The sequence below is a fragment of the Actinoplanes sp. NPDC048967 genome (assembly GCF_040649415.1).
Taxonomy (GTDB): Bacteria; Actinomycetota; Actinomycetes; order Mycobacteriales; family Micromonosporaceae; genus Actinoplanes.
The window spans coordinates 343,297-369,837 of the sequence record NZ_JBEZFL010000011.1; the positions used below are offsets into that span (position 1 = coordinate 343,297).

29 protein-coding genes, 1 tRNA gene and 1 other RNA gene are annotated in these 26,541 nt (G+C 69.4%); 12 read left to right on the forward strand and 19 right to left on the reverse strand.

Annotated elements, in window-relative coordinates; genetic code table 11:
* Positions 1-49: 49 nt before the first annotated feature.
* A tRNA-Ala gene (locus AB0C12_RS37965) sits at positions 50-122 on the reverse strand.
* Between the two features lie 84 nt (positions 123-206).
* The gene (locus AB0C12_RS37970; protein ID WP_212992554.1) at positions 207-764 is read right to left on the reverse strand and encodes a YqgE/AlgH family protein; all 558 of its coding nucleotides are present in this window, start codon (positions 762-764) and stop codon (positions 207-209) included.
* Positions 765-889: 125 nt separating this feature from the next.
* Between AB0C12_RS37970 and AB0C12_RS37975 the strand changes: the two genes are divergently transcribed.
* A complete protein-coding gene (locus tag AB0C12_RS37975; protein WP_360555350.1) occupies positions 890-1,696 on the forward strand; it encodes an S-methyl-5'-thioadenosine phosphorylase in 807 nt (268 codons plus the stop codon).
* Here the strand turns inward: AB0C12_RS37975 and AB0C12_RS37980 are convergent.
* Genes AB0C12_RS37980 through AB0C12_RS37995 form a run of 4 tightly spaced genes read right to left on the reverse strand, consistent with a single transcriptional unit; the run spans position 1,671 to position 6,934 of the window.
* A complete protein-coding gene (locus tag AB0C12_RS37980; protein ID WP_360555352.1) occupies positions 1,671-3,521 on the reverse strand; it encodes a diguanylate cyclase in 1,851 nt (616 codons plus the stop codon). The two genes, AB0C12_RS37975 and AB0C12_RS37980, sit on opposite strands and share 26 nt — an antisense overlap.
* 38 nt (positions 3,522-3,559) lie before the next feature.
* Positions 3,560-4,186 carry a hypothetical protein gene (locus AB0C12_RS37985; RefSeq protein WP_360555354.1) on the reverse strand — a complete coding sequence of 209 codons (627 nt, stop codon included), beginning with the start codon at positions 4,184-4,186 and terminating at the stop codon, positions 3,560-3,562.
* A 34-nt stretch (positions 4,187-4,220) separates the two neighbouring features.
* A complete protein-coding gene (locus AB0C12_RS37990; RefSeq protein ID WP_360555356.1) occupies positions 4,221-4,970 on the reverse strand; it encodes an endonuclease/exonuclease/phosphatase family protein in 750 nt (249 codons plus the stop codon).
* Positions 4,971-5,026: 56 nt separating this feature from the next.
* On the reverse strand, positions 5,027-6,934 hold the full coding sequence (locus AB0C12_RS37995; RefSeq protein WP_360555358.1) for an MFS transporter: 1,908 nt from the start codon (positions 6,932-6,934) through the stop codon (positions 5,027-5,029).
* Positions 6,935-7,155: 221 nt separating this feature from the next.
* Between AB0C12_RS37995 and AB0C12_RS38000 the strand changes: the two genes are divergently transcribed.
* The 3 genes from AB0C12_RS38000 to AB0C12_RS38010 are packed head-to-tail and all read left to right on the forward strand — an operon-like array spanning position 7,156 to position 9,537.
* Positions 7,156-7,587 (forward strand): universal stress protein, encoded by a 432-nt coding sequence (locus tag AB0C12_RS38000; protein ID WP_360555360.1) that lies wholly within the window; start codon positions 7,156-7,158, stop codon positions 7,585-7,587.
* 56 nt (positions 7,588-7,643) lie between these two features.
* Positions 7,644-8,717 carry a type IV toxin-antitoxin system AbiEi family antitoxin gene (locus AB0C12_RS38005; protein WP_360555362.1) on the forward strand — a complete coding sequence of 358 codons (1,074 nt, stop codon included), beginning with the start codon at positions 7,644-7,646 and terminating at the stop codon, positions 8,715-8,717.
* Positions 8,695-9,537, forward strand: a complete 843-nt coding sequence (locus AB0C12_RS38010) for a hypothetical protein (protein ID WP_360555364.1) — start codon at positions 8,695-8,697, stop codon at positions 9,535-9,537. Before AB0C12_RS38005 ends, AB0C12_RS38010 begins: the two co-directional genes overlap by 23 nt.
* A gap of 11 nt (positions 9,538-9,548) precedes the next feature.
* Here the strand turns inward: AB0C12_RS38010 and AB0C12_RS38015 are convergent, their stop codons facing one another.
* Positions 9,549-10,373: an MBL fold metallo-hydrolase gene (locus tag AB0C12_RS38015; protein ID WP_360555366.1), complete on the reverse strand. Its 825-nt coding sequence runs from the start codon at positions 10,371-10,373 to the stop codon at positions 9,549-9,551.
* Positions 10,374-10,595: 222 nt separating this feature from the next.
* Here AB0C12_RS38015 and AB0C12_RS38020 point away from each other — a divergent pair, with 222 nt between their 5' ends.
* On the forward strand, positions 10,596-11,372 hold the full coding sequence (locus AB0C12_RS38020) for a hypothetical protein (RefSeq protein ID WP_360555368.1): 777 nt from the start codon (positions 10,596-10,598) through the stop codon (positions 11,370-11,372).
* Positions 11,372-11,734 (forward strand): GntR family transcriptional regulator, encoded by a 363-nt coding sequence (locus AB0C12_RS38025; RefSeq protein ID WP_360555370.1) that lies wholly within the window; start codon positions 11,372-11,374, stop codon positions 11,732-11,734. The genes AB0C12_RS38020 and AB0C12_RS38025 overlap by 1 nt, the downstream gene beginning before the upstream one ends.
* Here the strand turns inward: AB0C12_RS38025 and AB0C12_RS38030 are convergent.
* The gene (locus AB0C12_RS38030) at positions 11,731-12,915 is read right to left on the reverse strand and encodes an FAD-dependent monooxygenase (RefSeq protein ID WP_360555372.1); all 1,185 of its coding nucleotides are present in this window, start codon (positions 12,913-12,915) and stop codon (positions 11,731-11,733) included. The genes AB0C12_RS38025 and AB0C12_RS38030 overlap by 4 nt on opposite strands.
* Before the next feature lie 77 nt (positions 12,916-12,992).
* Between AB0C12_RS38030 and AB0C12_RS38035 the strand changes: the two genes are divergently transcribed.
* Both AB0C12_RS38035 and AB0C12_RS38040 read left to right on the forward strand, forming a co-directional pair.
* Positions 12,993-13,478 (forward strand): MarR family transcriptional regulator, encoded by a 486-nt coding sequence (locus AB0C12_RS38035; RefSeq protein ID WP_360555374.1) that lies wholly within the window; start codon positions 12,993-12,995, stop codon positions 13,476-13,478.
* Between the two features lie 208 nt (positions 13,479-13,686).
* Entirely contained in the window at positions 13,687-13,926 is a 240-nt protein-coding gene (locus AB0C12_RS38040) for a hypothetical protein (RefSeq protein WP_360555376.1), read from the forward strand.
* A 274-nt stretch (positions 13,927-14,200) separates the two neighbouring features.
* Here the strand turns inward: AB0C12_RS38040 and ssrA are convergent.
* From ssrA to pruA, 9 genes are all read right to left on the reverse strand, one after another.
* Positions 14,201-14,576, reverse strand: a transfer-messenger RNA (tmRNA) gene (gene ssrA / locus AB0C12_RS38045).
* Between the two features lie 53 nt (positions 14,577-14,629).
* The gene (locus tag AB0C12_RS38050) at positions 14,630-15,286 is read right to left on the reverse strand and encodes a cellulose binding domain-containing protein (RefSeq protein WP_360555378.1); all 657 of its coding nucleotides are present in this window, start codon (positions 15,284-15,286) and stop codon (positions 14,630-14,632) included.
* A 45-nt stretch (positions 15,287-15,331) separates the two neighbouring features.
* Complete coding sequence (gene smpB, locus AB0C12_RS38055) at positions 15,332-15,808, reverse strand: SsrA-binding protein SmpB (protein WP_212986325.1); 477 nt, start codon at positions 15,806-15,808, stop codon at positions 15,332-15,334.
* A gap of 78 nt (positions 15,809-15,886) precedes the next feature.
* On the reverse strand, positions 15,887-17,152 hold the full coding sequence (locus AB0C12_RS38060; protein WP_360555380.1) for a M23 family metallopeptidase: 1,266 nt from the start codon (positions 17,150-17,152) through the stop codon (positions 15,887-15,889).
* 116 nt (positions 17,153-17,268) lie between these two features.
* Positions 17,269-18,144, reverse strand: a complete 876-nt coding sequence (ftsX, locus tag AB0C12_RS38065) for a permease-like cell division protein FtsX (RefSeq protein WP_360555382.1) — start codon at positions 18,142-18,144, stop codon at positions 17,269-17,271.
* A 61-nt stretch (positions 18,145-18,205) separates the two neighbouring features.
* Positions 18,206-18,886, reverse strand: a complete 681-nt coding sequence (gene ftsE / locus AB0C12_RS38070; RefSeq protein ID WP_023358989.1) for a cell division ATP-binding protein FtsE — start codon at positions 18,884-18,886, stop codon at positions 18,206-18,208.
* A 164-nt stretch (positions 18,887-19,050) separates the two neighbouring features.
* A complete protein-coding gene (prfB, locus tag AB0C12_RS38075; RefSeq protein ID WP_360555385.1) occupies positions 19,051-20,163 on the reverse strand; it encodes a peptide chain release factor 2 in 1,113 nt (370 codons plus the stop codon).
* A gap of 66 nt (positions 20,164-20,229) precedes the next feature.
* Positions 20,230-20,745 (reverse strand): PadR family transcriptional regulator, encoded by a 516-nt coding sequence (locus AB0C12_RS38080; protein ID WP_125809187.1) that lies wholly within the window; start codon positions 20,743-20,745, stop codon positions 20,230-20,232.
* A 278-nt stretch (positions 20,746-21,023) separates the two neighbouring features.
* Positions 21,024-22,652: an L-glutamate gamma-semialdehyde dehydrogenase gene (gene pruA / locus AB0C12_RS38085; protein WP_360555387.1), complete on the reverse strand. Its 1,629-nt coding sequence runs from the start codon at positions 22,650-22,652 to the stop codon at positions 21,024-21,026.
* A 124-nt stretch (positions 22,653-22,776) separates the two neighbouring features.
* Between pruA and AB0C12_RS38090 the strand changes: the two genes are divergently transcribed.
* A complete protein-coding gene (locus tag AB0C12_RS38090; protein WP_360555389.1) occupies positions 22,777-23,823 on the forward strand; it encodes a hypothetical protein in 1,047 nt (348 codons plus the stop codon).
* 18 nt (positions 23,824-23,841) lie between these two features.
* Here AB0C12_RS38090 and AB0C12_RS38095 read toward each other — a convergent pair whose 3' ends face one another.
* Both AB0C12_RS38095 and AB0C12_RS38100 read right to left on the reverse strand, forming a co-directional pair.
* Positions 23,842-24,303, reverse strand: a complete 462-nt coding sequence (locus tag AB0C12_RS38095) for a hypothetical protein (protein WP_360555415.1) — start codon at positions 24,301-24,303, stop codon at positions 23,842-23,844.
* 149 nt (positions 24,304-24,452) lie between these two features.
* The gene (locus AB0C12_RS38100) at positions 24,453-24,872 is read right to left on the reverse strand and encodes a rhodanese-like domain-containing protein (protein ID WP_360555391.1); all 420 of its coding nucleotides are present in this window, start codon (positions 24,870-24,872) and stop codon (positions 24,453-24,455) included.
* 93 nt (positions 24,873-24,965) lie between these two features.
* Between AB0C12_RS38100 and AB0C12_RS38105 the strand changes: the two genes are divergently transcribed.
* The 3 genes from AB0C12_RS38105 (at position 24,966) to AB0C12_RS38115 (ending at position 26,398) form a co-directional block, all read left to right on the forward strand.
* Positions 24,966-25,436, forward strand: a complete 471-nt coding sequence (locus tag AB0C12_RS38105; protein ID WP_360555393.1) for an Lrp/AsnC family transcriptional regulator — start codon at positions 24,966-24,968, stop codon at positions 25,434-25,436.
* 65 nt (positions 25,437-25,501) lie between these two features.
* A complete protein-coding gene (locus AB0C12_RS38110; protein ID WP_360555416.1) occupies positions 25,502-25,714 on the forward strand; it encodes a helix-turn-helix domain-containing protein in 213 nt (70 codons plus the stop codon).
* 333 nt (positions 25,715-26,047) lie between these two features.
* Complete coding sequence (locus AB0C12_RS38115) at positions 26,048-26,398, forward strand: Rv3235 family protein (protein ID WP_360555417.1); 351 nt, start codon at positions 26,048-26,050, stop codon at positions 26,396-26,398.
* The last annotated feature ends 143 nt before the right edge of the window (positions 26,399-26,541 follow it).

Consider the following 26,541-nt stretch of genomic DNA (forward strand, 5'->3'; position numbering starts at 1 on the left):
CTGGCACAACGGGAAAGGCCCGGACATCAGTCCGGGCCTTACGCAAGGGTGGAGCTGAGGGGACTCGAACCCCTGACCCCCACACTGCCAGTGTGGTGCGCTACCAGCTGCGCCACAGCCCCTTGCCTGTCCCCGGGATCCCCCGGGCACTCACGGAATAGTACACACCTTCCGGGCCCCCTCGTGCGGAGGGGGCGGCATGCGTGTCAGTTCAGTGAGACGTCCGGGGGGAAGTGGGCCACCGCGGCCAGGATGTCGCCCTGGCGGCGCAGGACCATGGCCCACAGGTCGTCCGGGCGGCTGACGAACGGGTCTCCCGGGAGGGCGTCGAAGACGAACCAGGAGCCGGCCGCGATCTCCTCCTCCAGCTGGCCCGGGGACCAGCCCGAGTAGCCCGCGAAGACCCTGATGCCGGCCACGCTCTCGCGCAGGCGGTCCGGGTCGGCCGACAGATCCACCGTGCCGAGCGCACCCGCCACCTGATGGAAGCCGGACACCCGCTTCTTCACCTGGGGGCGGGTGCGGGCCAGGCAGATCGCCGATTCGGGCTGCACCGGGCCGCCCTCGAACAGCACTGCCGGGTCGCCGGCCAGCTCGCCCCAGTTGCCCAGCACGTCCGCCACCGGGACCTCGGTCGCCCGGTTCAGCACCACACCCAGCGCGCCGCCGGTCTCGTGGGCCACCAGCAGCACCACGGTGCGGTCGAAGTTCGGATCTTTCAGGGTCGGGGTCGCGACCAGAAGCTGACCGGTCATCGACTCCATCGAGCGACCTCCGATGCGCTGCTCTTCACTGAACACGGCAGCCCCACCTTCGCCCCAGGAGGCCTTCGGTCAACGCCATGCTTGGACATTAGCCTGCGTTTCCGGCCACCGATAAGGTCTGGCGCATGAACGAGCCACCCGCGGAGGCGGAGATCGGCGTCATCGGCGGATCGGGCCTCTACGCCCTCCTCGACGGCGCGACCGAGCATCAGGTGTCCACGCCCTACGGTCCGCCGTCGGATCCGGTCACCGTGGCCGAGGTCGGCGGGCGCCGGGTGGCGTTCCTGCCGCGGCACGGCCGGGACCACCGGTTCCCACCGCACAAGATCCCCTACCGGGCCAATCTGTGGGCGTTGCGGTCGCTGGGCGTACGCCAGATCATCGCGCCCTGTGCCGTCGGCGGGCTGCGGCCGGAGCTCGGTCCCGGCACCTTTGTGGTCCCTGACCAGCTCATCGACCGGACCAGCGGCCGCGAGCAGACGTTCTACGACTCCGGCGCGGTGCACGTGTCCTTCGCCGATCCGTACTGCCCGGACGGGCGGCAGGCCGTGTTGCGGGCCGGCGCGCGGATCGATCCGGTCGACGGCGGCACGATGGTCGTGGTCGAGGGGCCGCGGTTCTCGACCCGGGCGGAGTCGCGCTGGTTCACCGCGATCGGCGGCACGGTGGTCAACATGACCGGGCATCCGGAGGCGGTGCTGGCCCGCGAGCTGGCCCTCTGCTACACGGCGATCGCTCTGGTGACGGATCTGGACGCCGGCGTGGAAGGCGACCACGGGGTCACCCAGGAGGAGGTCTTCTCCGTCTTCGCCGAGAACACGGCACGGCTGCGCGAGGTGCTGCTCGACGCGGTGCAGGCGCTGCCCACCGAGCGCACCTGCGCCTGCGGGAGCGCCCTGGACGGGATCAAGCTTCCCTTCGCGCTGCCCTGAGCCGTTTGGCCTCGTACATCTTGAGGTCGGCCGCGTGGATGAGGTCGTCGGTGGCATCACCGGCGACCAGGCCGACGCTGGCGCGTACCGCGATCGTCTTGCCGTCGATCAGCGCGGGCTGCGCGATCAGGTCGAGGAAGCGGTCCGCGAAGCGGCGGGCCGCGAGTTCGTCACCGGCCGCCACGAGTACGGCGAACTCGTCGCCCCCGAGCCGCGCCACGAGATCGTCCTCGCCGGCCGCCTCCCGCAGCCGCGCGGCGACGAAGTGGAGCACCTCGTCGCCGGTGTGGTGCCCGTACGTGTCGTTGACCGCCTTGAAGCCGTCCAGGTCGATGAGCAGCACCGCCACCCGGCAGTCGGGCGCGTCGCGCATCCGCTCGCCGAACAGCCGCCGGTTGGCCAGCCCGGTCAGCGGGTCGTGGTCGGCCTGGTGGCGCAGCTGTTCATGCAGCTCGCGGGTCTCGGTGACGTCGCGGGCGTTGGCCACCACGCCGTCGATGCCGGGTTCGCCGACCAGGTTGGTGGCGATCACCTCGAGCCAGCGCCAGGAGCCGTCGGCGTGCGCGAAGCGGGTCTGGTACGTCAGCGTGGCGCCGGTGGTGGCCAGCAGGTGGCCGAGCCGCGGGCGGATCTCGTGCAGGTCGTCCGGGTGCAGGAAGGCGATCATGGGCCGGCCCAGGATGTCCGCCACGTCGTAGCCCAGCGTCCGGTGCAGGGCCGGGCTCGCGTAGGCCAGGCGTCCGGCCCGGTCCGTGATCGAGGTGATGTCGGACGAGTGCCGGACCAGCGAGTCCAGCCGGCGCTCGCGCAGGGTGATCTCCAGCAGGCTCTCGTCGAGCTTGTCCAGCAGGACGGCGTTCTCCGCGAGGGCCAGCACCTGCCGTACGACAACCAGCGCGACGTTGAGCACCGCCCCGGCCAGCGCTCCCCAGGCCTGGTAGCCCAGGCCGCTGTCGAGCAGCACCGCGACCAGCGCGACGAAGGTCACCAGGGTGGCCGAGTACGGCAGGACGCTGTAGCGGCGCGGTCCGCGCCGCTGGAACATCCCGGGGTCGCGCTGCGCCTGCCGAGCCTGGATCCGCGGCCCGACCATGAACAGGATCGCCGGCGTCACGAGCAGGGTCAGCTGCCACGACAGCGACCCGGACGTTCCGGTGCTGGGCAGGACGGTGGTGGCGACTCCCTGGATGCCGGCCCCGGTGAGCATCACCGCGGCGGCGGCCCGTGACATCGGGCTCACCCCGCTGAGCCCGAGCTTCACGGCGGCGAAGACCCCCGCCATGATCAGACCGGTGCCGAACACGGCGGTGACCAGCGTGTCGGTCCCGGCCGCGAGGAGCGCCGACCGGGTCACCAGGCACCAGGCCACGACCGCGAACGCGGTCATCGTGGCCGCCGCGTCCAGCAGGAAGCGGATCCGGGCGCGCCGGGAGCCGACGCCGGTGGGATAGGTCACGGTCACGCCGACGATCGCCGCGGCACCGACCAGCAGGGCCACGGTCTGCACGAAGCCGACGGTGAGGGTGACGGCGGCGGGGTCGAGCAGTGTCTGCACCACCTTGAAGGTGTCGCCGACGCTGAAGGCAGCCGCGGCGAAGGCGGCGGCATTCCAGAAGCGCCGGGGCGCCGGCGGCGTCTGCGCCATCCGGGCGATCCGCCGGGACAGCACGAACAGCCCCACGTCGGTGGCGAGCAGGCTCAGCCAGCCGACCAGCACCTGGAGCCGGTCACCACCCACCCCGAGGGCAAAAAACCCCACCAGACCCAGGGCCAGGGGTACGAGCACCCGCAGCACCGGATCACGCACTAGCGAGGGCCCCTGCACGCCGGAACGATCGACGCGCCGGGGCCGCACCTGAGGGATCAGCCGACCGGGCTCAGATCCAGCACGTAGGAGTCGCCCTCGCGGCGGAAGCCGAGCTTGTCGTAGTACGGCGCGACCATGCCGGGCGGGGTGACCACCGTCCGGCAGCCGCGCTCGAGGAAGAACTGGCTCTGCCGGTAGACGAACTCCCCGGGCGTGAAATCCCGGTACCGCTGCGTGACGTAGTCCAGCTGTACGCGCGCAACGCCGTCCTCGGTGGCGGCGAACAGCACCACCCCGACCACCTCGTCGCCGTTGACCACGAGGAAGGCGGCAGTGTCCCGGGCCGCGGCGTCCCAGTGGAAGCCCGGGTTGAAGCGGGCGATGTCCCGGCTGTGCAGCCGCAGCGTGTGCGCGAGGAACTCGTCGTCGGTACGCACCTCGACCACCTGGTACGCCTTCTCGTCGTGGCGCGAGGCGAGCATCCTGGCCAGGTACCAGACGTTGATCACCGCGAGGACCACGTTCAGGCCCACCATCGGCCACACCGCCAGCGCCGCGTTGAAGCCGATGAGCACGAGGCACCCGATCAGGTTCAACGCGCGCAGGCGTAGCAGCCGCGTCTGCAGCAGGGACCACACGAGCAGGGCCGAGCCGGTCCAGCCGATCACGTCGAGCCAGGTCATGTGCCCAGACTATGAGACGCGAATCGGCGCGGCCCTACAACCAGGCAGCTCCGAGGTAGAGCCGATGGTCGCTGGCCGAGGTGTAGAGCGTGTCGCCCGTCGCCCCCGCGAAGTGCGGGGAGGTGAAGATGTAGTCGATCTTCCGGCCGCCGTACGGGTTGAAGGTGATCTCGTTGTCGGCCTCGTCGGCGTCGGTGAAGAAGGTCTTCAAGCGGGCCACCCCCGGCTGGTACAGGAAGGCGTTGTAGTCACCGGCGGAGAGCACGGGTCCGCTCTTGGTCAGCAGCCACTCGTACAGCGACGCGAGGTCCTGCTCGTTGCCGAGCGCGACGCTCGTGGCGTTGTGCACGCTTGCGGCGAAGAGCTGCCGGCCCTTCACCCGGGCGTACATGCCGACCGAGCGACGACCCGAGGGCAGGACCCGGACGTGCTTCGAGCCGATCATGGAACCGCGGACGATGACCGCGATGCCGTACCTTTTGTCGGGTTTGTTGCAGTGTCGGAGGGACTTGGTCGCGGTGAAGGCCGCCGAGTAGCCGCGCGGAAGTCGATCCGTGATGTAGCGGTACTGCGAGTAGCACACCTCCTGCAGAGCGGCGACGTCGATGGACCGGCGCTTGATCTGCTTGAGCGTGTAGGCGGCCGGCGCCATGGAGCCCTTGCTGCACATCACTCCGCACAGGTTGAACGCCATGGCCCGGATCAGCACCTTCGCCGAGGCGTGGGCGGCTGTCGGCGTCGCGACCACCGCCAACGCACAGAGCCAGACCAGGAGACGACGCATAGCTACGACGATCGCCGCTGGGGGCAGACTTGCGTTGCCGGAATGTGCGACGACTGTCACCCGGCGGGCGATTTCTCCTCCGGGTCGGTGTCGGCAGCTCCGGTCCGCCCGCCGGCGAACATGCGGTCCTCGTCCAGCGCCGACGTCTGTACGACCAGCACGTCACACACGGCGTTACGCACGACTCCGGCCGGCACGGACCCCAGCAGCTGCCCCTGGCTCGCGCCCAGCCCCCGGTTCCCCACGACGATGAGGTTCGCCGGATTCGCACCGACCGTATCGAGCAGGGCCTGGGCCGGGTCGCCAGCCACGAGCCGCTGCTCGATGTACCTGGCCCGCTCCTTGGTCAGCCCGGTGACGGACCTGGCGAGCGCCTCGCGGGCCGCGCCGGCGCCATGGATGTCGCGGTGCAGGCCCGCTGCGGCGCCTTCCGCCGGTTCGGCGCCTTCCCGGTACGCCGTGACGACGACCAGCCTCGCCTGCGCCGCCTGGGCCACCTCGGCGGCCCGGTCGACGGCGTACAGGCTGGTCGGGGTGCCGTCCGAACCGACCACGACCCGGTCGTAGACGGTGATGCTGCGCTTGCTGCCGAGCGGCACGATCGGCGACTCGTCGGCCTCGTCGGGCGGGTTGACCCACAGCATCGCCACGGCGCCGATGCCCAGCAGGACGCCGGCCAGCATGATCGCGTTGCTGCCCTTGCCACCGAGCAGGTGCTCGAAGATCCAGCCGAAGGTGATCGTCTGGATCAGCATCGGCACCACGATCATCATGTTCAGGATGCCCATGTAGACGCCGGTGCGCTTGGCCGGGACCATGCTGGCGACCATCAGGTACGGCACCCCGACCGCGCTGGCCCAGAAGATGCCCACCCCGATCATCGGCAGCAGGGCGACGTACTGGTTGTCGATGCGCGACAGCCAGACCAGCGACAGGGCGGCCAGGCCCAGCGCGACCGCGTGCACCCGCTTGGCCCCGATCCGGCGGGCGAAACCGACCAGGAACAGCGCGGAGACCATGGTGACGAAGTTGTACGCGGCGTTCTGCAGCCCGCTCCACCCGATCGCGGCGTCCCAGCCCGGCCCGCCCTCCTCGGGCGTGGCGCCGAACACCGTCTCGCCCAGGCTGACCGCCAGGAACTGCCAGTAGATGAACATCGCGTACCACTGGAAGAGGAACACCACGCCGATCTTGTGCATGGCGACCGGCATCACCTTGACGGCGTCCGCGATCTCCGCGACGGCGTGGTGCAGACCCTTGGGCGCGGACCGGATCTCGCGGAGCTCCTCGTCCGACGGCGTCAGTTCCCGGGTACGCGCCATCGCGGTCAGCACGGTCAGCAGGATGCAGACGGTGCCGATCATGAAGCACACGTACATCCAGTAGGGCACCCCGTTGCCGGCCTCCTCCTGCAGCGCCGTCACCTTCTGCAGGACAAACAGCGACAGGTTGGCCAGCACCGCGCCGGCCCCGGTGAACATGCTCTGGGTCAGGAAGCCGCGCGCCAGCTGGGATTTCGGCAACCGGTCGGAGATGAACGCCCGGTACGGCTCCATCGAAGTGTTGTTGCCGACGTCGAGCAGCCAGAAGCAGATGACGGCGAGCCAGAGGATGCCGACGAACGGGAACAGGAAGAGGATGACCGCGCACAGCAGCGCGCCGGCCGTGATGAACGGACGTCTGCGGCCCCAGCGGGGATGCCAGGTCCGGTCACTGATCGCGCCGATCAACGGCTGGATGATCAGCCCGGTGACCGGCCCGGCCAGGTTGAGGATCGGCAGCTGGTCAGGGTCGGCCCCGATCAGCAGGAAGAGCGGGTTCACCGCCGACTGGGTGAGGCCGAAACTGAACTGGACCCCGAAGAACCCGAGGTTCATCATCAGCAGGGCGCGACCCGTCATGAGCGGCCGGCGCTCGGCCTGGCCCACATCCGTCGAGACGGTGTCCGATGTCGTGGTGGTCATGGCGACCCTCCGGCCACTGTGATCCAAGTCACCTGTTTCTCGAAGCTAAACCGATCCGACGAGACCCGCAACCGATGTCGATACGTGGTGCAGCATGAGTGCCGAGGCCCGCATCAACCTCGACGCCCCTCGGGCCTTGTAATAGCGTCGATCCGGAGGTCATGAGCGTTCCGGCGTGACCCCACCTCCGCCGGTCGGTCGACACTGGAGAGGAGACGACGGTGAGCACATGGAAGACCATCGTGGTCGGCGTCGACGGATCACCCGGCAGCCGCAAGGCCCTGACCTGGTCCGCCGCCGAAGCCGCGGACCACGGCGCGGACCTGGTCGTGGTGAACGTGTGGGAACACACCCTGCTGCCCCCGGCGGGCAACGTGAGCGTGTCGGAGAGGTACGTCCCCGACCCGAGCCAGCGCACGGCCGACGATCTGCTCCAGGTCATCAAGGAGGAACTCGGCGACAACCCGGCGGTCTTGATCAAGGCCCAGGTGAAACAGGGCCGGGCGGCCAAGGTCCTGATCGACGAGTCGGAGAACGCCGACATGCTGGTGGTGGGAAAGCGCGGCCACGGCGGATTCGCGGGGCTGGTGCTGGGCTCAGTGAGCCAACACGTAGCCGCATACGCAAAATGCCCGGTGACCGTGGTCCGCTAGCGCTCAGGCGATATAGCGTTCAGTCTTAGAGCTTGTTCAGCTAGACTGAACACAGCATGAAATCGAACAGCCCGCCGACGAGCAACCACGGGAGCCGCCTTCTGGGCGTTGCCCGCGAGCGGCTGCTCGAATTCGGCATAACCCTCGAGGTCGAGTCCGGCGAGCCTCAGGCCGATGCGGACATCGACGCCGTGGTCACCCTCACTCGCGACGGACAGGGCCAGCAATACAGGGTCGAGCTGAAGGAAAGTATGACCCTCAGCGCCCTGATGCATGGCCGAGGCGCTGTGGGGCCCAGCCGCGAGTCACCCTTCCCGCTGCTGGTCATCGGGGACCGAATAAGCCGGCGCAGCGCCGCCGCATTCCGCGATGCGGGGATCCAGTTCGTGGACCGGCTGGGAAACACGTCCATCAGGTTCGGGAGCGTGCTGGTCGAAGTGCAGGGTCGAACCGACCCGGTCAGCCAACGCTCCGAGGCCCCTCACGATCCGGTCGTGCGGCAGCCGGCGAACATCTTCAGTTCGCGCCGCGCTCAGGTCATCTTCGCGTTGCTCACCTGGCCGGAGCTTGCCACCGCGAAGATCCGGGGCATCGCCGAAGCCGCCGGAGTCTCCGTCGGCCAGGTGCACGAAACCGTCCGTCAACTCCAGGAGACCGGGTTCATCGTGCCCGTTTCCAAGAGGCTGGACCGGGTCGAGGAGCTCCTCGATCTCTGGACGGCCGCATATCCGACCGGGTTGGGCCGGCGCCTGGAGATCGCCAGGTTTCACGGCGACCCGGCTCGACCAGTCAGGGGGCTCAACGCCGACCAGCCCTGCTATCTCAGCAGTGAGTCCGCACGAGGCAGTGGGGTTTCGCGCCCCGCCACCCTGACGGTGTACCTCGACGACCTGGGCCCGAGGCTGCCGGCACTGAACCGTTGGGACGCGAGCCCGGACCGCCCGGCGAACATCTTCGTTCGACGCAAGTTCTGGGCTTCCCCACACGCCGATGAGGAAAAGCCCGTCCCCGAGGGACAGAACGCGCCGTGGCCGCTCGTCTACGCGGATCTCCTGTCGACCAGGGACGCCCGGCTCAGCGAAGTGGCCAGGAGTTGGAGGTCCCGGCATGCTCGACCCGGCGACGTGTGACCCGGACCTGCTGCTGTTACCGGACACGGTGGTGACCAGGCTGCTGAGGCAGTCATCGAGCCTGCAACCCGAGGACGTCATGATCGTCGGCGCGCACTGCCGTGACATTCTGAGAAGCGCCTCGGGTCAGGACTCCGGGCTGCGCACGACGGAGGACGTCGATTTCGGCTTGGCCCTCGCGGACTGGGCGGCGTTCGACGAATTGACGAAGGAGCTCGTGCCGGCCGGCAACACCGGCATCCGGTACCAGGTCGCCGACGTGTCGACCGACCTCATTCCCTTCGGCAACCTGGAAGATCCGTCGGGCACGATCAGGCCGGCGCGCCGGGAGCCGATCAACGTGTGGGGATTCAGCGAGGTCTTTCAGGCCTCCCGACCCCTCCCGCTGGCCCATGCCGGCACCATCCGCATTCCGACCATCGCGGGCTACGCCGCCCTCAAGCTGGTCGCTTGGCTCGACCGCAGCGCCTGGGGCGCGTACAAAGATGCTTCCGACATCGCCACTGTCCTGCACTGGTATTCGGAACTGCCCGACATCGCCGCGCGCCTCTGGGACACGGACCACGGTGTCGACATCCTGGTCGAGGAAAAGTCGGTCTATCCGATCGCTGCCGCCCGAATTCTCGGACAGGACATCGCCGAGGTCATCGGGAGTGCCCGTCTGGCCGAGCTTGCCGCGCGCTGGCCCGGCCCACGAGCCGATTCTCTGTACGCCGAAATGAACGTGACGGACACATTCCTGTGGCCCCGGGCTGTCGAGGACCGGAAGATGCGTGTGCAGGCGATGGAACGCGGCTTGGGCATCACCTCAGTCGCCTGACCGGCCGTCGTTCAGTTCGGCTGAACGTCTCTCTGGGCGAGGCGCTGGACCTGTCCGTCGTGCACATCGCTCACCCACTCCCACCCCGGCTCAGCCGACGAACCGATCCGCGGATCATCGACACCGCGCCCCTCCCGCAAGGCGCGCACGTAAGCCCGATCCCGTTCGATCCGCGCACGCACCTGATCAGCCCCGCCCACCGACCCATGCCCAGGCACGAGCACATCGACGCCACCCGCCGCATCCTCCAGCAGCCCTAACGCGTCCAGATAGGCCTCGAGCGGGTCAGCCCCGCCGTGCAGATCAAGCATCGGGACCAGTACGTCAGACAGCATGTCCCCGGCAACCAGCACGCCCCGCTCCTCGATCAGCAGCGCCGCGTGCCCCGCCGCGTGAGCTTGGTGCTCGATGATGCGGACCCGCGGACCGTCCCACGGAATCGACTCCGTCCCGGCGGGCAGGCCGGCGATCTGGCCGAGCAGCTCCAGCGGCACCCGCTCGACGATGTCCTGCGGTATCAGCCCAGCGACACGGGCCTTCGCACCCGCGTCCGACAGCCGGGCCCGGACCATGGCCGCACAGCCGGCCGTGCCGTAACGAGGCGCCGAGCCGAGCGCGGGATGCCAGAGCAGGTGGTCCCAGTGCGGATGCGTCGAGAAGCCCGCCACCACAGCCCACCCCGACGCGGACAGGTCATTCGCCAGGCAGACCATCTCATGGTCCTGCACCCCGGCGTCGATGAGCAGCACTCCGTCCCGGCCCTGCACGACAACGGCATTGCTCCGGCAGAACGCACTCTCGTGGACGAGCACATCCTCAGCGACCTGCTTCAGCACGACGGCTCCCTCCACTTGTGAGCGCCGATCAGGCGACCTCGGCCTGGATGGTGTCATGGGTGAGCGGCCCGCCGCCGCAGCGTCAGACCTTCGGCCGCGTCATCGCGGCGGCGAGCAAGGACGGCGACGACCCGGCCACCGTCGCGCCGCTGATGCTTGACATTGTCGCATGCTATGACTCACTGTCTTGGGACAAAGCTCGCGACATTCGGAGGTGGCGACATGCGCGAGACAGACCGCGCGGAGGCTGGGCGGTGGCTGGCCCGGCACGGCTTGACCGAGGCCGAGCCTTCCTCGCTGATCGCAATGCGGCTGGCGGTGCGGCGGCGGGCCAAGGTGGCCGACAGTGCTCTGCTGGCCGCGTACCTGATGGGCGCAGCCCTCACGCACGTGCTGGCGCTACCCGCCGACGCCTTCCCCTCCCGGCTGCCGCTGCTCGCCCTGGCGGCCTTGGTGATCGCGCTGCTGGTGGCGCAGTGGCTGCTCGCCGCCTGGGTGCGGCGCGCCGACCGGCGAGCCGGCGCGCAGCTGTCCCAGCGGGTGGCCCATCCGGTCCAGCTCGGCTGGGCGGCGGTGCTGGGCCGCCCGTACGCCGTCTTCACGGTCGCCACCTTCACCGGCGCCTTGCTGCTCGCACTGAGTGTGCTGCCGGTCGCGGACCCCACCCTGCGGAACGGCGCGATCGTCGTACTGATCGGCCTGGCCGGCGCCGCGACCGGGACCGTCCTGCAGCTGCGCCAGGTCCTGGCGAGCCCGGCCGTGGCGGAGGACGCGGCGTCACTCACGGCCGATGTCATCATGCGGGTCGAGGACGCCCGCGCCCTGATGACACCCAGCCTGGTGTGGTCGCTGCCGGCCATTTTCCTGTACGGGGATTCGCTCGGCTGGTGGAACGCGGTCTCCCTGGCCCTCATCGTGGCGGGCGCCATCGCCCTCTACCTGATCCACGGGCGGACCACGGGTGTCGCAACGGCGGCCCGGCGAGCTCTGACCACCTGATGATCGTCATCGACACGGCCTCGCCGATGCCACCGTACGAGCAGCTCCGGGCCCAGCTCGCCCGGCAGATCCAGGACCGGTCGCTCGCCGTCGGCGCGCGATTGCCGACGATCCGTCGGCTCGCGGCCGACCTGGGCCTCGCCGTGAACACCGTCGGCCGGGCATACCGGGCGCTGGAGGAGGCCGGCCTGATCGAGACCCGCGGACGGGCCGGCTCGTTCGTCTCGGCCTCCGGCGAGCAGGCCCGCGAACAGGCCCACCGCGCCGCCCGTGAGTACGCCGCACTCATCGCCAGCGTCGGCATCGATCGCACCGAAGCGGTCCGGATCGTCGAGGCAGCCCTGGCCACCGGCCAACCTTAAGCCGCTCCGCCCTCGAGGGCCGGAAGGGTGAGCGCAGAGTGCTCCGGCCGCCCCTCGGCGGGCGGAAGGGAGTCGAGACTCCGCAGCATCTCGTTGCGCTTCGCCATGGCTTCCTCGGTACGCGGGAAGAGAGTGGAGTCCCCCTCGCCGACGAGGTTCTGGTTCATCTCGACGAACGGCCGGGTGGCGTCCTCGAAGGCCGCGAAGGCGGCCCGGTGGTCCGCACCGGTCGCCAGGGCGTCGGCGAGCATGTAGGCGCCGACCAGGCCCAAGCTGGTGCCCTGCCCGGTCAGGAACGAGGGGGCGTAGGCGGCGTCGCCGACCAGGGCGACCCGTCCGGTGGACCACCGGGGCATCCGGATCTGGCTGATCACGTCGAAGAAGAGATCGTCGGCCGATCGCATGGCCGCGACCATGCGAGGGATCTCCCACCCGTCATCGGCGAAGACCGAGGCAACGAGCTCACGCTGCGCCTCAGGGTCGCGGAAGGCTTCGTACGGCGGCTCGTCCCGGTCGAAAGTGAGGAAGCCGTGGACGTTCCGGCGGTCGCCGACCGCGTAGATCGCCGCTCCCCGGCCCGGGCGGCTCCAGGTCAGACCCTCGTGCGAGAGGCCGAGCTCGTTCGGCATGGTGAAGCCGGCGAAGCAGTGGCCGAGATACCGGTGGAACTGCGCCTCGGGCCCGAAGGCCAGGCGCCGGGTGTTCGAGTGCAGGCCGTCCGCGCCGACGACGAGATCAAAGGTGCGCTGCGCCCCGCTGCGGAAGGTCACCTCGACCCCGTCCGGACGCTGGTCGAGGGACGCGATGCTGTCGTCGAACCGGAACTCCACATCGTCGCGGACCGTGGCGTACAGGATCTCGGTGAGGTCGCCCCGGGGAACCTCGATGTCCCGGCCCTCGACCCCGCGGACCACGACGTCCGGCTTGACCGAGGTGATCACGCTGCCGTCCGGGTTGAGAAAGGTCAGCCGCTCCGTGTGAACGTGGGCCTCCCGCAGCTTCGGGAGGACCCCCATCCGCCGTACGACCTCCAGCGCGGTTCCGCGGATGTCGATCGGATAGCCGCCCCCGCGGATCGCGCCCGCCTTCTCCACGACCGTGACCTCAAAACCGCGTCGCCGCAGCCAGTACGCCAGTGTGGGACCAGCGATACTCGCGCCGGAGATGAGTACCCTGCTCATGACTTACCTCCCAGGTAGCTACCTCAGGTATCTATCCCGGAAACTATATACCTAACTTAGGTATCGAAACGAGCGTGATGACCGACACCACCGACGAAGCAGAGTTCGACCTGCTGGCAGTGCTGCCGCGCCTGAGCCAGCTCGGCACGGTGATGAACCGCAGCCGGCTCATCGAACGCGCCACCGAGAGCGCCGGCGCCGACCTGGACCGCCCGGCAATCTCGGTCCTGGTCACACTGCACATGGGCGGCGGCCCGCTCCGGGTCGGCGAGATCGCCAAGCGCATGCAGGTCGTCGGCCCGCACGTCACCCGCCAGGTCCACGAACTGGAACGACGCGGCCTGGCCCGGCGGATCCCGGACGCCCTGGACCAGCGGGCCCGGCTGGTCGAGCTGACTCCGGACGGAACGGCCGCGGTGGGGCGCTACATGGGGACGGTGTTGGGGCTGCTCGGCGACGTGCTGGCCGACTGGTCGCCGGAGGACCGCCGAACCTTTGGACGGCTGCTCGAACGCTTCGCCACCGACCTGACCACCCGCCTCCAGAAACTGGACAACGAGTAGCACCGGTCATCGAGCGCCGCCTCATCGGCGACGGCACCCGCGTCGCGAAGGTGATCCCGTTGAGCCACAGGGTCGACGGAGCCGGCGAGGTTCCCTGGCCGGCCGAGATCAGGAGCGCGACCACTCTGGCGACACGCGAAGCCAGGACAGCCCGCATTGGTCCGCCGTGTCGAACCTTCGCGAGTCCAGTTTCCGAGGAGAGTCCGACATGACCACCGCAGTCAGCCCTGAACCGCCGCACCATCGCGACGCCGATCAACGCTCCGCCGTTGCCCGCGCGGCCCTTGTTGCGGGCGGCGGCTTCGCGACCTCGGTCGGCGGCGTCCTCACCGCAGTCTCGGTCGGCGGAGTCGACGAACCGATCGCTCTAGCAGCCCTGGCGGCAGTGTGCCTGATCGCCGGCCTGACCATGCTGACCGCAGCGGTCATCGTGCGCAGTCGACCTTGATTCCGAAGGCACTTCGACGCTCACCCGGCAAAGGTAAGAGGGCGACCATGAAGCGCGATCCATCGTTCGCAGCTACAGGGCCTCGGCCCTCCGAGCATCCATACCGGAACAGCCCCCGGTTCGGGCTCTCCGCGAACACGGGGCCGTCGGCCGTGACCTGTTGGCTGCCTACTCGAATCCAACGGTGGAACCGCAACTACGACAGGTCCGCAAGGAACGAGAGCGGCGCCGCCCAGATGGGCGGCGCCGCTGTGGGTTCAGGTGAGAACCCCTCTCGTGGAGGTGCCGGGAATCGAACCCGGGTCCTTCGGTGTTTCGTCAGGGCTTCTCCGAGCGCAGCTCACTATGCCTCTACTCGGCCCCGGCGTTCACGTGAGCAAGATGCCGTGACGGGCCCAGTCGCTGATTGATCTCGCCGTGCGGTCCCCGCGACCGGGACCGGTTGGCCAACCTTCTAGCTGATGCCGGAAGTCTGAGACGAAGGTGTTCTCAGCCCGACAGAGTCGCTACTCGCCTCAGGCGGCGAGAGCGAACTCAGCGCGATTGGAATCGGCGCTTATTGGTTTCCGACGATCGATTCTCGAGACGACGTCGGCTTCCTCGGCTCGCTTCCCCTGTCTCCACGTACGAAGTCGAAACCAGTCACCCCCCAGTTGTGTACCCGCCAACTCTAACGCGTCCGGCCCCGGACTTCATTCCGGTATCAGCCCAGCCGGCACGGCGCGCCGTCGACGGTGCAGGAGGTCGGCTGGATTCTGCCCCTGACCTGCTTCGACGCTTCGAAGCCGAGCATCGCCGTGGCGCCCGGGGCGAGCGGGCCGCCGGTGAAGACGAAGGTGTTCCCGTCGCGGCTCAGCTGGGCGTTCCAGGTGTTGCCGACTCGGACACCGGCATCAGGGTTGTAGCTCACCTTGACCGTCCAGGTGCGGGCCGGGCCGCTCTTGTTGGTGATCTGGACGCCGGCGATGAAGCCCCGGTCCCAGCTCCGGCCCGTCCCGTATGCCGCCGTGAACGAGGCTGCGGGGGGTGCCGCTGGTGGCGTCGTCCGCCGCGGCGCCGGCTTCTTGCTCGGCGACCGGGAAGCACGCGGGGAGGACCGGACCGGTTTCGGCGAGGCCGAGGAGGGCGACGCTGAGGTCGGCACGGCGGAGGGCGGTGGGACGGACGTGGGCGGGACGGAGACCTCAGCGCCGCCGAGAGGCACCGTCGGCTGGACCATCAGCGGGACACGGCCGTCCGCCTCGGCCGGCCCCACGGCCCGGATCGCCACCCAGGAGACCAGGACCACCAGGAGCGTGGCCGCCCCGGCGATGAACGTGTACCGGCGCAGGGGGATGACGGTGTTGTGCTTGCCGGGCAACTGCGGTCCCTTCGCGCGACGGGTGAGCCGCGGCGACATTACCCGTCAGGCCATGCCTTTGCTACGTCGGCCCAGCGCCTTGTTGATCTCCTTCTGCGCGTCCCGGGCGGCCAGGTCCTGGCGCTTGTCGTACGCCTTCTTGCCCTTGGCCAGGCCGAGCTCGACCTTGGCGTACCCGTTCTGGAAGTAGACCGACAGCGGCACCAGGGTGAGGCCGTCCTCGCGGAGCTTGCCCATCATCTTGTGGATCTCGTCGCGCTTGAGCAGCAGCTTGCGGACCCGGCGGGGCTCGTGGTTGGTCCAGGTGCCCTGGGTGTACTCCGGGATGTGCATGCCGTGCAGGAAGATCTCGCCGTTGTTCTCGTGGCCGAACGCGTCGACCAGCGATGACCGGCCGGCGCGCAGCGACTTGACCTCGGTGCCGGTCAGCACCATCCCGGCCTCGTAGGTGTCGAGGATGGCGTAGTCGTGCCGAGCCTTGCGGTTCGAGGCCACGACCTTGCGCCCCTGTTCGCGTGGCATCGGTCTGCTCCTTGCTGATGGCGGCAAAAAGAAAGGCCCGGCCGACCGGCCGGACCCCTCAATGGTACGCGCGGAGCCTCAGCAGAGGCATCCGGGTAAATAGTCGAGCGGGTTCTTCGGTACGCCGCCGAAGCGCGTCTCGAAGTGCAGGTGGAAGCCGGTGGACGCGCCGGTGGTGCCGACCCGGCCGATCACCTCGCCGCGCCGCACGTACTCGCCGGGGTTGACCAGGATCTTGGACTGGTGGCCGTAGCAGGTGGAGAAGCTGCGGCCGTCGCGCTTGCCGTGGTTGATGCAGGTGTAGTTGCCGTACCCGCCGCTCCAGCCGGCCTGGACGACCCGGCCGCCGGCCGCCGCGTGGATCGGGGTGCCGCCGCCGGCGGCGAAGTCCGTGCCCGCGTGCAGTTGCCAGACCCGGTAGTAGGGGTCGTAGCGGGTGCCGAAGTTGCTGGACTTCCAGCCGTGCACGGGCATCAGCAGGTTGCCGCCGGTGTAGTCGCCACCGCCGCCGTTCTTGTCGTCCCAGTCGCGCAGCGCGCCCTGGATGCGGGCCTCCTCGGCCTTGGCGGCCTCGTACTTGGCCAGCACAGCGGCGCGCTGCGAGCGCGCGACCGCCAGCGCCGAGCGGCGGCTCTGCGCCAGTTTGATGACCGCGGAGCGGGCCTGCTGGGCCGCGACCTGCGCCTGCTTCGCGGCCGCGAGCTTGTCTGCGGCCTCGCGCTCGGCGTCCTCGGCAACCCGCTTGGCGAGCCCGGCCCGGTCCTGTTCGGTACGGGCGGCGCGACGCGCCCCGAGCAGCTCGCCCACACTCTCCTGCTGCTTCTGCATGACCTGGTCGACGAGGCCGAGCCGGTCCATGGCGTCCTGCGGCCCGCGCGCGCCGACCAGCAGGTTGATGGTGGCGAAGTTGCCGCCCATGTACGAGGCGGCGGCGATCTCGTCGACCCGGTCGCGGGCCAGCACGACGCGTTTCTGAGCCTGCTCGAAGCGGCTCGCCACGGCGTTGTAGGAGGCCCGGGCCGTGTCGGCCTTGCGCCGGGCGCTCGCCGCCTGGACCGAGGCCGCCGCGACGACGCCGCGGCTGGTGGCGACCTTCTTCTGGGCCTCGGGCAGTGCGGCCGTGGCGGCGGCCAGGCGGCGGGCGGCGTTGCGGGCGGTCACGGTGGCGTGCTCGAGGATCGCCTCGGCGCGGTCGACCGCCCGGCTCGCGCGCTTGGCGTCGTCACCCGGCTCAGCGGCGGCGGCACCAGGTGCGGCCAGCGCCACCGCGGCCGCGCAGAGCACGCTCAGGCCGGCGGCGAGCAGGACGGTGAACCGGCTGTGTCGCGAGTGACTGGAGTCCACGAAGAGTCACCGTACTCTGACTATTGGTGACAATTTGCCGGTTGCGCCGCTAATCGCTCAAAAAACGCCATCGCCGCGCATCCCCAGGGGATGCGCGGCGATCGGGACGGAACGGGTCAGACCTTCAGGTAGAACCGCAGAGTGATCCAGGCGGTGATCGCGCTGACGCCGGCACCCACGCCGGCCAGCAGCGGCAACATCAGCCACACGTTCCCGTCGGGGATCGGGGTCAGCACGTTCGTCAGCGCCTGCAACCGGCCGTCCAGCAGGACCACCTTGCCGACGAAGATGAACACGAAGCCCAGGATCGCGCCGATCAGGCCGGCCACCACCGCCTCGAGCACGAACGGGGCCTGGATGAACCAGTTCGAGGCGCCGACCAGCTTCATGACCGCGACCTCACGGCGCTTGCTGTACGCCGCCACCTGGATCGTGTTGCCGACCAGCAACAGCGCCGCCATGGCCATGAAGCCGGCGACCACCAGGGCCATCACCTGGATCGCGTTGAAGATCTTGAACACCTTGTCGAGCAGTTCGCGCTGGTCGACGATGTCCTGGATGCCGGGAGTGCCCTCGATCTGCGAGTTGAACTCGGCGTACTGCTCCGGGTTCTTGAGCTTGACCCGCCAGGACTCCGGCAGGCTGTCCGGGGTGACCGACTTGACGAAGTCGGGCGAGTCCCGCCAGAGCACCTTGAACTTCTCGAACGCCTGCTCACGCGACTCGTACGTCTTCTCGGCGACGAGCGGGTTGGTGCTGAGCAGCTGCTCGATCGAGGCGCGCTGCGCGGCGGTGACGTCCTCACGCAGGAAGATCGAAACCTCGATCTCACCGTAGTAGTAGTTCTTCATCTGGTCGACCTGCATGTACATGAGCACGCTGGCGCCCAGCATCGTCAGTGAGACCGACATCGTGATGATCATGGCGATGGTCATCGTGACGTTGCGCCACAGGCCGACCAGCACCTCGTTGAGGACGTACTTGAAACGCATCGGGGGTTCCTTCCGGGACTCCGCGGCTTACTTCAGATGCAGGGTGGGCGGGGCCCGGCTGTCAGCCGTACACGCCTCGGGCCTGGTCGCGGACGATCCGTCCGCTCTCGATCTCGATGACCCGGCGGCGCATCTGGTTGACGATGTTGGAGTCGTGGGTGACCATCACGACCGTCGTGCCGGTCCGGTTGATCCGGTCCAGCAGTCGCATGATCTCGATGGAGGTGTCGGGGTCGAGGTTGCCCGTGGGCTCGTCGGCCAGCAGGATGAGCGGCCGGTTGACGAACGCCCGGGCCACGGCGACACGCTGCTGCTCACCGCCCGACAGCTCGTGGGGGTAGCGGTGCTCCTTGCCGCCCAGACCGACGAGCTCGAGAACCTCGGGCACCACCCGGCGGGCGACGGCCTTGGTCTTGCCGATCACCTCGAGGGCGAACGCCACGTTCTCGTACGCGGTGCGGTTGGGCAGCAGGCGGAAGTCCTGGAACACACATCCGATGGAGCGCCGGAAGTGCGGGATCTTCCACGACCGCATGGTGGTGACATCCTTCGCGTTCACCACGACCTTGCCGCGCGAGGGGGCCACCTCGTGCAGCAAAAGCTTGATGATCGTCGACTTGCCGGAACCGGAGGGGCCGATGAAGAAGACGAACTCACCCTTCTCGATACCGACGCTGACATCGTCCAACGACGGCCGAGACGCCTTCGGATACGTCTTCGTCACGTTCTCGAGCTGAATCACGGGTCGAGAGTCTACGCGGTGTAACGAAAACTCCAAGTCCGGCGGGGGCAGGATTTTGGCACATTCAGCGCCGGCGAGGCACCCCTCCCCCGCGCGGACACCCCGGACCACCGAGGCGGAGAACGCCGCCTGACCGTTCGTTCAGGCGGCGTGTCGGCGCCCGCTCAGGCTTTGATCTGGGTCTGCTTGCGCCACCGGATGCCGGCCTGGATGAACTCGTCGAGGTCGCCGTCGAAGACCGAGCTCGGGTTGCCCGTCTCCTGCTCAGTGCGCAGATCCTTGACCATCTGGTACGGGTGCAGGACGTAACTGCGCATCTGGTCGCCCCACGATCCGGTGGTGTCCTGCTTGAGGCCGGCCATCTTCGCCTCCTCCTCCTGACGCTTGCGTTCGAGCAGTCGCGCCTGGAGCACCCGCATCGCGGAGGCCTTGTTCTGCAGCTGAGATTTCTCGTTCTGACACGTCACCACGATGCCCGTCGGAATGTGCGTGAGGCGCACCGCCGAGTCGGTGGTGTTAACGCTCTGTCCACCAGGACCGGACGAACGGTAGACGTCGGTCCGCAGTTCGTTGTCCGGAATGTCGATATGGTCGGTCTGTGCGACCACCGGCATGACTTCCACGCCGGCGAAGCTGGTCTGCCGCCGGCCCTGGTTGTCGAACGGGCTGATCCGCACCAACCGGTGGGTGCCGGACTCGACGCTGAGCGTGCCGTAGGCGTACGGCACCTTGACGGCGAAGGTCGCGGACTTGAGGCCGGCCTCCTCCGCGTACGAGGTCTCGTAGACCTCCGTCGGGTAACCGTGCCGCTCGGCCCAGCGCAGATACATCCGCATCAGCATCTCGGCGAAGTCGGCGGCGTCCACGCCGCCGGCGCCCGCGCGGATGGCCACGACGGCCTCGCGGGAGTCGTACTCGCCGGAGAGCAGGGTGCGGACCTCCATCTCCTCGACGGCCTTGCTCAGGGCGATCAGCTCCTGGCCGACCTCGGCGACGGAGTCCTCGTCGCCGGCCTCGCGGGCCATCTCGAGCAGCAGCTCGGCGTCGTCGATGCGTAGGCGGAGCCGCTCCAGCCGGGAGATCTCGCCACTGAGGTACGACAGCCGGGAGTTGACCTCCTGGGCCCGCGCCTGGTCGTCCCACAGGTCGGGGGCGGAGGCCTGCTCCTCGAGCTCCGCCTTGTCGCGGCGCAACTTGTCCACGTCGAGGACGTTCTCGATGTTGCGCAGGGTGGCGTCGAGGGCTTTGAGCTGTTCGGGAAAGTCGGCTGCACTCACGACTGTCGAGAATACGCCGCCCGGCCGGTCAACCGGCCGGGCGGCCGTTGTTTCCTGATATCGGGGCTACTCCGCCGGAGCCACTTTCAGCCAGCTCAGGGCCGCCTTGTGGTACGCGACCGCGAACTCCAGGGCGGCCGCGCCGTACGCGTCACCGGCCTTCTTGGCCTCCTTGGCCTGCTCGCGAGCCATCGCCAGAGCCTCCGAGTGGTACTCGTTGGCCCCGGTGTAGAGCGTCTTGAGCTGGTTGCCGGAGTGCTGCTGGCCGAAGGCGACCCGCAACGCGACCGGGTTACGGATCGCGTCGCGGCCGGGCGACTCGGCGAGCCAGCGGCTGAACGCGCGCTTGCCGCTGGCGGTGATGGCGTAGGGCTGGCTGGACCGCGGCCCGGGCTTGCCGAGGCGGACGAAGCCCATCTCGGCCAGCACGGGCAATTCGCGGTAGACCTGGCTCCGCGTCATCGACCAGTACGGCCCGAGGCGGCGTTCGGCAGCCGCCATGAGCTGTCCACCGGTCATCGGGCCCTCGTGGAGCAGGCCCAGAAGGGCGGCAGCCGTGGGATTGATTTGAGAGTCGGGCATGCCTTCTAAGCTGCCACTTTGTCGTCCCGGCGTCCAGGATTTCGCCCGATCCGTCCAATTTGCGTCTCCACAAGCGACTGTCCCGCACAGACAGTCCGACCACGAGGGTCGGGACCGGGCGTTTTGCCGTTGAGGACGACTCTCGCGAGGTAAAATGGTTCACGAAAACGGTCAGACGGCGCTCTAGGTCGCCAACCCCGGCAAACCAGGTCGGTGGTCCCCGTGAAGACGGCGGGCCGCCACGTGAAGAACACGCAACGGCCCGCAAACCCGGACGATCAGCCCATATGGGGGTACTGCCAGGACGTCGGAGCCTCGAAGGTCTCCTTGATCGTCCGCGGCGATACCCACCGGTGCAGGTTCAGCACCGAGCCGGCTTTGTCGTTGGTGCCACTGCCGCGGGCGCCGCCGAAGGGCTGCTGCCCCACCACCGCGCCGGTCGGCTTGTCATTGATGTAGAAGTTGCCCGCCGCGTCGCGCAGGGCGGTGGCGGCCCAGTCCACGACCGAGCGGTCGGTGGCGAAGATGGAGCCGGTCAACGCGTACGGCGAGACGGACTCGGCCTGGGCCACGGTGTCGGCGAAGGAGTCGTCCTCGTAGACGTGCACGCCGAGGATCGGCCCGAAGTACTCGGTCGTGAAGACCTCGTGCGCCGGGTCGGTGGACTCCACGAGGGTCGGTGCCACGAACCAGCCCTCGCTGTCGTCAGCCGTGCCGCCCGCCAGCACCGTGCAGGATGCGCTGTTCTTGATCCGGTCGAGCGCCGCGGCGTGCTTGGCGAACGCCCGGCCGTCGATCACGGCGCCGCCGAAGGTGGACAGGTCGGTGACATCGCCGTACCGGATCGAGGAGACCGAGGCCGCGAGCCGATCACGCAGGCCGCCCTCCCAGATGGAGCGCGGCACGTAGGCGCGGGACGCGGCCGAGCACTTCTGGCCCTGGTACTCGTAGGCGCCGCGGAGCAGCGCCGTGTGCAGCATGTCCGCGTCGGCGCTGGCGTGCGCGAAGACGAAGTCCTTGCCACCGGTCTCGCCCACCAGCCGCGGGTACGACCGGTAGCGGTCGATGTTCGACCCCACCTCGCGCCACAGGTGCCGGAAGGTGGCCGTCGAACCGGTGAAGTGGATGCCGGCCAGGTCGGGATCGGCCAGCACCACGTCGGAGACGGCCAGGCCGTCGCCGGTCACCATGTTGATCACGCCGGGCGGCAGACCGGCCGCCTCGAACAGCCGCATGGTGAAGTGCGCCGAGAGCTGCTGGGTCGGCGACGGCTTCCACACCACCGTGTTGCCCATCAGCGCGGGGGCCGAGGGCAGGTTGCCGGCGATCGCGGTGAAGTTGAACGGGGTGATCGCGTAGACGAAGCCCTCGAGCGGGCGGTGGTCGAAGCGGTTCCAGACCCCGGGCGAGGACTGCGGCTGCTCGCCGAGGATCCGCTCACCGAACGCGACGTTGAAGCGCAGGAAGTCGATCAGCTCGCAGGCCGCGTCGATCTCCGCCTGGTACACCGACTTCGACTGGCCCAGGATCGTCGCCGCGTTCAGGGTGTCGCGCCAGCCGCCGGCCAGCAGCTCGGCGGCGCGCAGGAACACCGCGGCCCGCTCGCTGAACGGCAGGGCCCGCCAGCCTTTCGCGGCCCGCTTGGCCGCGGCCACGGCAGCGGCGGCGTCCTCGTGCGTGGCATTGCCGGCGACGCCGAGGACGTGGTGCCGCTTGTGCGGCTGGACGACCTCGATCGCAGCGCCGCCGCCGAGCCTGCGGTTGCCGTCGATCGTCATCGTGAGATCGAGGCGCTCGCCGGCCATCGCGTCCAGCCGCGACTGCAACGAGGCCCGCTCGGGGCTCCCCGGGGCATAGCTGCGGACCGGCTCGTTCCGCGGCTCCGGCACGGCAAGCAGGGCGTCCATCACGTACTCCTCAACCTTGTGGGTTCCTGGTCACGACATTGTGTGTCGCGGTCCATCCTCGCACGCGGACAACGGCGTTCCGGTGCCCTCACGGGGCGCTGGGGGCCCGCGTACCCTGAGGGCCATGAGTGAGGCGGACAGCGAGGTCAACGCGGCCCAGGGCGCTCAGGACGGCACGGAGGAGGCGCCCTCGCGGGGGCTGCTGCTGGCCGCCGTCGGCCTGGTCTGGATGGCCGGGATGCTCTGGTCGGCCCGGGCCACGATCACCGGTCGCCCGAGCGCCGAGATGGAGGTCACCTCCACGGCGTACGCGATGCCCGGCGCGATCTCCGCGAGCCTGGTCACCGGCGCGGCCGTGGCCCTGGCCGTCCTCGCCTTCCTGACCCGCGGCGGCCGCACCCCGGGCGTCACGGTCCGCTTCATCATCGCGACCGGGACCGGCCTGGCGATCGGCCTGCTGGGCGCGCTCTCGATCATCACGATCAACACCGAGGGCTGGCTGTACGCGGTCGTCGGCGGCACGGTCGCGGCCGCGGCGACGATCGGCGGAGCCTTGGCCGGGTTCCGCTACCGGCGGGTGACCGCGGCGGTCTGCTGGGGCGCGATCACGGTCTTCGTCGTGGGCTTCGTACTCAACGTTTTGCAGGACATGCTGCTGCCCGTGCTCGGCTCGGGCGACTCGGCTGCCTCGCGCACCAACGCGGCGGGCTGGTTCGGCCTGGTCCAGGCGGTGCTCAGCGGCGTGGCGGGGGCCCTGGTGGCGTACCGCGTGCTGCGCCGGGCCCGGCGCGGCCCCGCCGGCCCGGACCTGCGCTGGCCGCTGTACGCACTGGCCGGCGCGGGCCCCGGTCTGCTGCTGGTCATCGGCGAGGGGCTGACCCGCACGGCCGGCTCCCGGGTGCTGGAGCTGGCCGGCAAGGTCAGCGAGCTGGAGCTCACGGTCCAGCAGATGCTGAGCGGGTCGCGGCTCAACAACGGCCTGATCGTGCTCTTCGTGGGCGCGTTCACGGCGATCATCGCGGTGGGCCGGACGCTCGGCCCGGCAACCCCGGCTCTTGAGCCCACCATCGAGGCCCCGGTCGCCACGCCCCGGCCGGCCGCCGACCCGGACGAGATCGAGCGGGCGGCCCGCGACGAGCCGCAGACCGTGCCCGCGCAGCACGACGACTGAGCCGGTTTTCCCGACGGGTCAGAGCAGCTCGTCGAGTTCGCTGACCGCGTACCACTCGAGCTCGTGATCCTCGGCCCCGTCCACCGTGAACTGGGCGTCGGGATCCCCGGCCAGGGCCTCCTCGACCACGTCGGCGGCGGCGCCGATGTCCTCGGCGGCGCTCTCACCGTCGACGTGGATCGACGCGACCTCCTTGAGCGACACCGCCTGCGGCAGGCGCACGGTGCTGGAGCCCAGCTCGACGTCCTCACGGACCAGCGCCGTCGAGGCCACGTCGGCCGAGACGACCACCCGGCGGCGCGGGGCCTCCGGGTCGTGCCGCAGCAACTGCAGGGCGGCCTGGGCGGCGCGGGTGAAGGCCACGTACTCCAGCTCCTCCTCGTCACCCTCGGCGTACCACTCACGCAGCGCCGGGGTCACGGCATGCGCGACCGTCGGTCCCGCGCCGAGCTGCCCGGACGCCCGCATCTCGGCGAGCATCGGTACGGTGGCCGGCACGTACACCCGGACCAGATCGGTGATCGGCACTGTTCCCCCTGCGATTGACCGTCCCCGTAGTACACCGCCGGGGAGGCTACCGGAAGGGCAGTTCCACTGGTCGTGTCCCTTTCGGCGTTTTCAGCAGACGGTCAGCACCCGCACGGCGAGACCAGCGGGTCGGGGTCGCGGGCCACCTCGCCGCCCGGGGTACGCAGGGCGAACCCCTCCCGCACCCAGTACTCGGCGCCGCCGAGCATCTCGCGGACCGAATACCCCAGCTGAGCGAGGGCCAGGGCCGCTCTGGTCGCGCCGTTGCAGCCGGGCCCCCAGCAGTACGTGACGACGGGAACAGCCGGGTCGAGCAGCTCAGCGGCGCGCTTGGCAATGTCGGCGGTGGGCAGGTGCAGGGCGCCCGGGATGTAGCCCTGCTCCCAGGAGGCGGTCGACCGGGAGTCGATGAGCACGAAGCCGGGTGCCCCGGTGCTCAGTGCGGCCTGGACGTCGGAAACATCGGTCTCGGTGGCGAGACGCTCGGCGAAGATCTCGGCCGCTCGCGCAGGAGTCATCATGGCCCCAACGCTATTTTCCGAAGACCCGCGCCAGCAGAGCCTCTCCACGGTCTGCACTTGGCAACGCGCTCGAATCAACGGTACTTTCCCGCCATGGCCGTTGATCCCACGATCGACCGGACCGACTGGCGCCTGCTCGAGGAGTTGCAGCGCGACGGCCGGGCCTCGTACGCGGACCTGGCCCGGGTGGTGGCGATGTCACCGAGCGCCGTCGCCGAACGCGTTCGCCGGATGGAAGAGGCCGGGGTGATCGCCGGCTACCGCGCGGTGGTGGACCCGGAACGCGTCGGTCTGCAGATCATGGCGATGGTCCGGCTGCGCTACCCGACGGGGAACTACCGGCCGTTCCACGCACTGCTGGACACCACACCGGAGATCATCGAGGCGCACCACGTGACGGGCGAGGACTGCTTCGTGCTGAAGGTGCTGACCCGCTCGATGCGCCACCTGGAAGAGGTCACCGGGCGGATCTCCGGCCTCGGCGCGGTCACCACGAGCGTGGTCTACTCAAGCCCGCTGCCGGGCCGCGCCCTCGCGCCTGGGGACCAGAATCAACCGTCGTAGTCAAACGGTGGCAAACTGAGGCCGGGCCGACCAGCGTAGGGAGATCAGGCGTGGAGTCCAGGTTCATGCTGCTGTCCGACGTGGCGGCCGAGCTGAACGTCTCGGACTCGCAGGTCTACCACATGGTCCGCAAGGGAGAACTGCCCGCGATCAAGATCGGCGGTCGCGGCCAGTGGCGCGTGGAACGCGCCAAGCTCGAGCAGTACATCGAACAGAAGTACGCCGAGACGGCGTCGTGGGTAGAAGAGAACCCGCTGTCCGACCGCGACGCTGAGTAGTCGCTTCCGTTGTCCACAGGGCTGAGGCCCGCCATTGACGTACCTCGACGCGTCCCGCCACACTCGTTGTCGTAGGCAAACGGAAGCAAACGCAAGGATTGGCGGATGCCCATGTCGACGGTCGAGGTGACAAGGCAGGGTCCGAGGCCCGCGATCAGGCTGCGGCCGGCACCCCGCCACGAACCCCCGTTCGACGACGAACGCGACCCGCACACCTGGCCGTCGCCGCACCAGCTAGCTCTCGACTGGGCGGTCCCACCGCAGCACACGGCCGAGCCGCCTGCTCCGCCGGTTCGGCGGACCGTGGTGACCGGCGCGTCAGCCGAGGCGAAAATGGCGGTCCGGCGGTTCGTGGGCATGTGCGTCGAGGTGCTGAACGGTTACCGCCCGGCGGCCCATCTCCGAAGCCTGTCCCAGCCGCGCGAGGCGGCGAATGTGGTGGCTCAGGGGTTGGCCGGGGCTCGGCGGGTGAGCGAAGCCCGGCAAGCCCGCACCGCCGGCCGGGCACCTCGTCCTCGGCGGCCCGCTCCCGCTGCTGTGGTTCGGCTCCGGCTGTGCGAGCCGCGAGAGGGGGCGGTGGAGGCGGCGGCTGTTCTTCTGCTGGGTGAGCGGACTCATGCCTTGGCTCTTCGGCTTGAGCTTCATGACGGGGTTTGGATGGCTTCGGTTCTTCGGTTCATCTGAGCTGCCCGGGGCGGTCAGTGTGCTTCTTGATTGGCGGTGGGCGTCCTGGGTTTCACTTTCTTTGGTGTGGTTGCGCTGGGGGCTTGGGGGCGGGGATGGCCCACGCAGCTCGTCAGGCTTGATATCTGCGTGGGCCATCCCCG

Coding starts and splice junctions, on each gene's coding strand:
- AB0C12_RS38005 (WP_360555362.1), top strand. CDS start 7,644: ATGAAATCGAACAGCCCGCCGACGAGCAACCACGGGAGCCGCCTTCTG.
- AB0C12_RS38100 (WP_360555391.1), bottom strand. CDS start 24,872: ATGATGACTCCTGCGCGAGCGGCCGAGATCTTCGCCGAGCGTCTCGCC.
- smpB (WP_212986325.1), bottom strand. CDS start 15,808: ATGCCACGCGAACAGGGGCGCAAGGTCGTGGCCTCGAACCGCAAGGCT.
- AB0C12_RS38115 (WP_360555417.1), top strand. CDS start 26,048: ATGGCGGTCCGGCGGTTCGTGGGCATGTGCGTCGAGGTGCTGAACGGT.
- AB0C12_RS38080 (WP_125809187.1), bottom strand. CDS start 20,745: ATGCCCGACTCTCAAATCAATCCCACGGCTGCCGCCCTTCTGGGCCTG.
- AB0C12_RS38090 (WP_360555389.1), top strand. CDS start 22,777: ATGAGTGAGGCGGACAGCGAGGTCAACGCGGCCCAGGGCGCTCAGGAC.
- AB0C12_RS37990 (WP_360555356.1), bottom strand. CDS start 4,970: ATGCGTCGTCTCCTGGTCTGGCTCTGTGCGTTGGCGGTGGTCGCGACG.
- AB0C12_RS38095 (WP_360555415.1), bottom strand. CDS start 24,303: ATGCTCGCCGAGATGCGGGCGTCCGGGCAGCTCGGCGCGGGACCGACG.
- AB0C12_RS38020 (WP_360555368.1), top strand. CDS start 10,596: ATGCGCGAGACAGACCGCGCGGAGGCTGGGCGGTGGCTGGCCCGGCAC.
- ftsX (WP_360555382.1), bottom strand. CDS start 18,144: ATGCGTTTCAAGTACGTCCTCAACGAGGTGCTGGTCGGCCTGTGGCGC.
- AB0C12_RS38030 (WP_360555372.1), bottom strand. CDS start 12,915: ATGAGCAGGGTACTCATCTCCGGCGCGAGTATCGCTGGTCCCACACTG.
- AB0C12_RS38025 (WP_360555370.1), top strand. CDS start 11,372: ATGATCGTCATCGACACGGCCTCGCCGATGCCACCGTACGAGCAGCTC.
- pruA (WP_360555387.1), bottom strand. CDS start 22,652: ATGGACGCCCTGCTTGCCGTGCCGGAGCCGCGGAACGAGCCGGTCCGC.
- AB0C12_RS37975 (WP_360555350.1), top strand. CDS start 890: ATGAACGAGCCACCCGCGGAGGCGGAGATCGGCGTCATCGGCGGATCG.
- AB0C12_RS37995 (WP_360555358.1), bottom strand. CDS start 6,934: ATGACCACCACGACATCGGACACCGTCTCGACGGATGTGGGCCAGGCC.
- AB0C12_RS37985 (WP_360555354.1), bottom strand. CDS start 4,186: ATGACCTGGCTCGACGTGATCGGCTGGACCGGCTCGGCCCTGCTCGTG.
- AB0C12_RS38110 (WP_360555416.1), top strand. CDS start 25,502: ATGCTGCTGTCCGACGTGGCGGCCGAGCTGAACGTCTCGGACTCGCAG.
- AB0C12_RS38040 (WP_360555376.1), top strand. CDS start 13,687: ATGACCACCGCAGTCAGCCCTGAACCGCCGCACCATCGCGACGCCGAT.
- AB0C12_RS38105 (WP_360555393.1), top strand. CDS start 24,966: ATGGCCGTTGATCCCACGATCGACCGGACCGACTGGCGCCTGCTCGAG.
- AB0C12_RS38010 (WP_360555364.1), top strand. CDS start 8,695: ATGCTCGACCCGGCGACGTGTGACCCGGACCTGCTGCTGTTACCGGAC.
- AB0C12_RS38035 (WP_360555374.1), top strand. CDS start 12,993: ATGACCGACACCACCGACGAAGCAGAGTTCGACCTGCTGGCAGTGCTG.
- AB0C12_RS37970 (WP_212992554.1), bottom strand. CDS start 764: ATGGAGTCGATGACCGGTCAGCTTCTGGTCGCGACCCCGACCCTGAAA.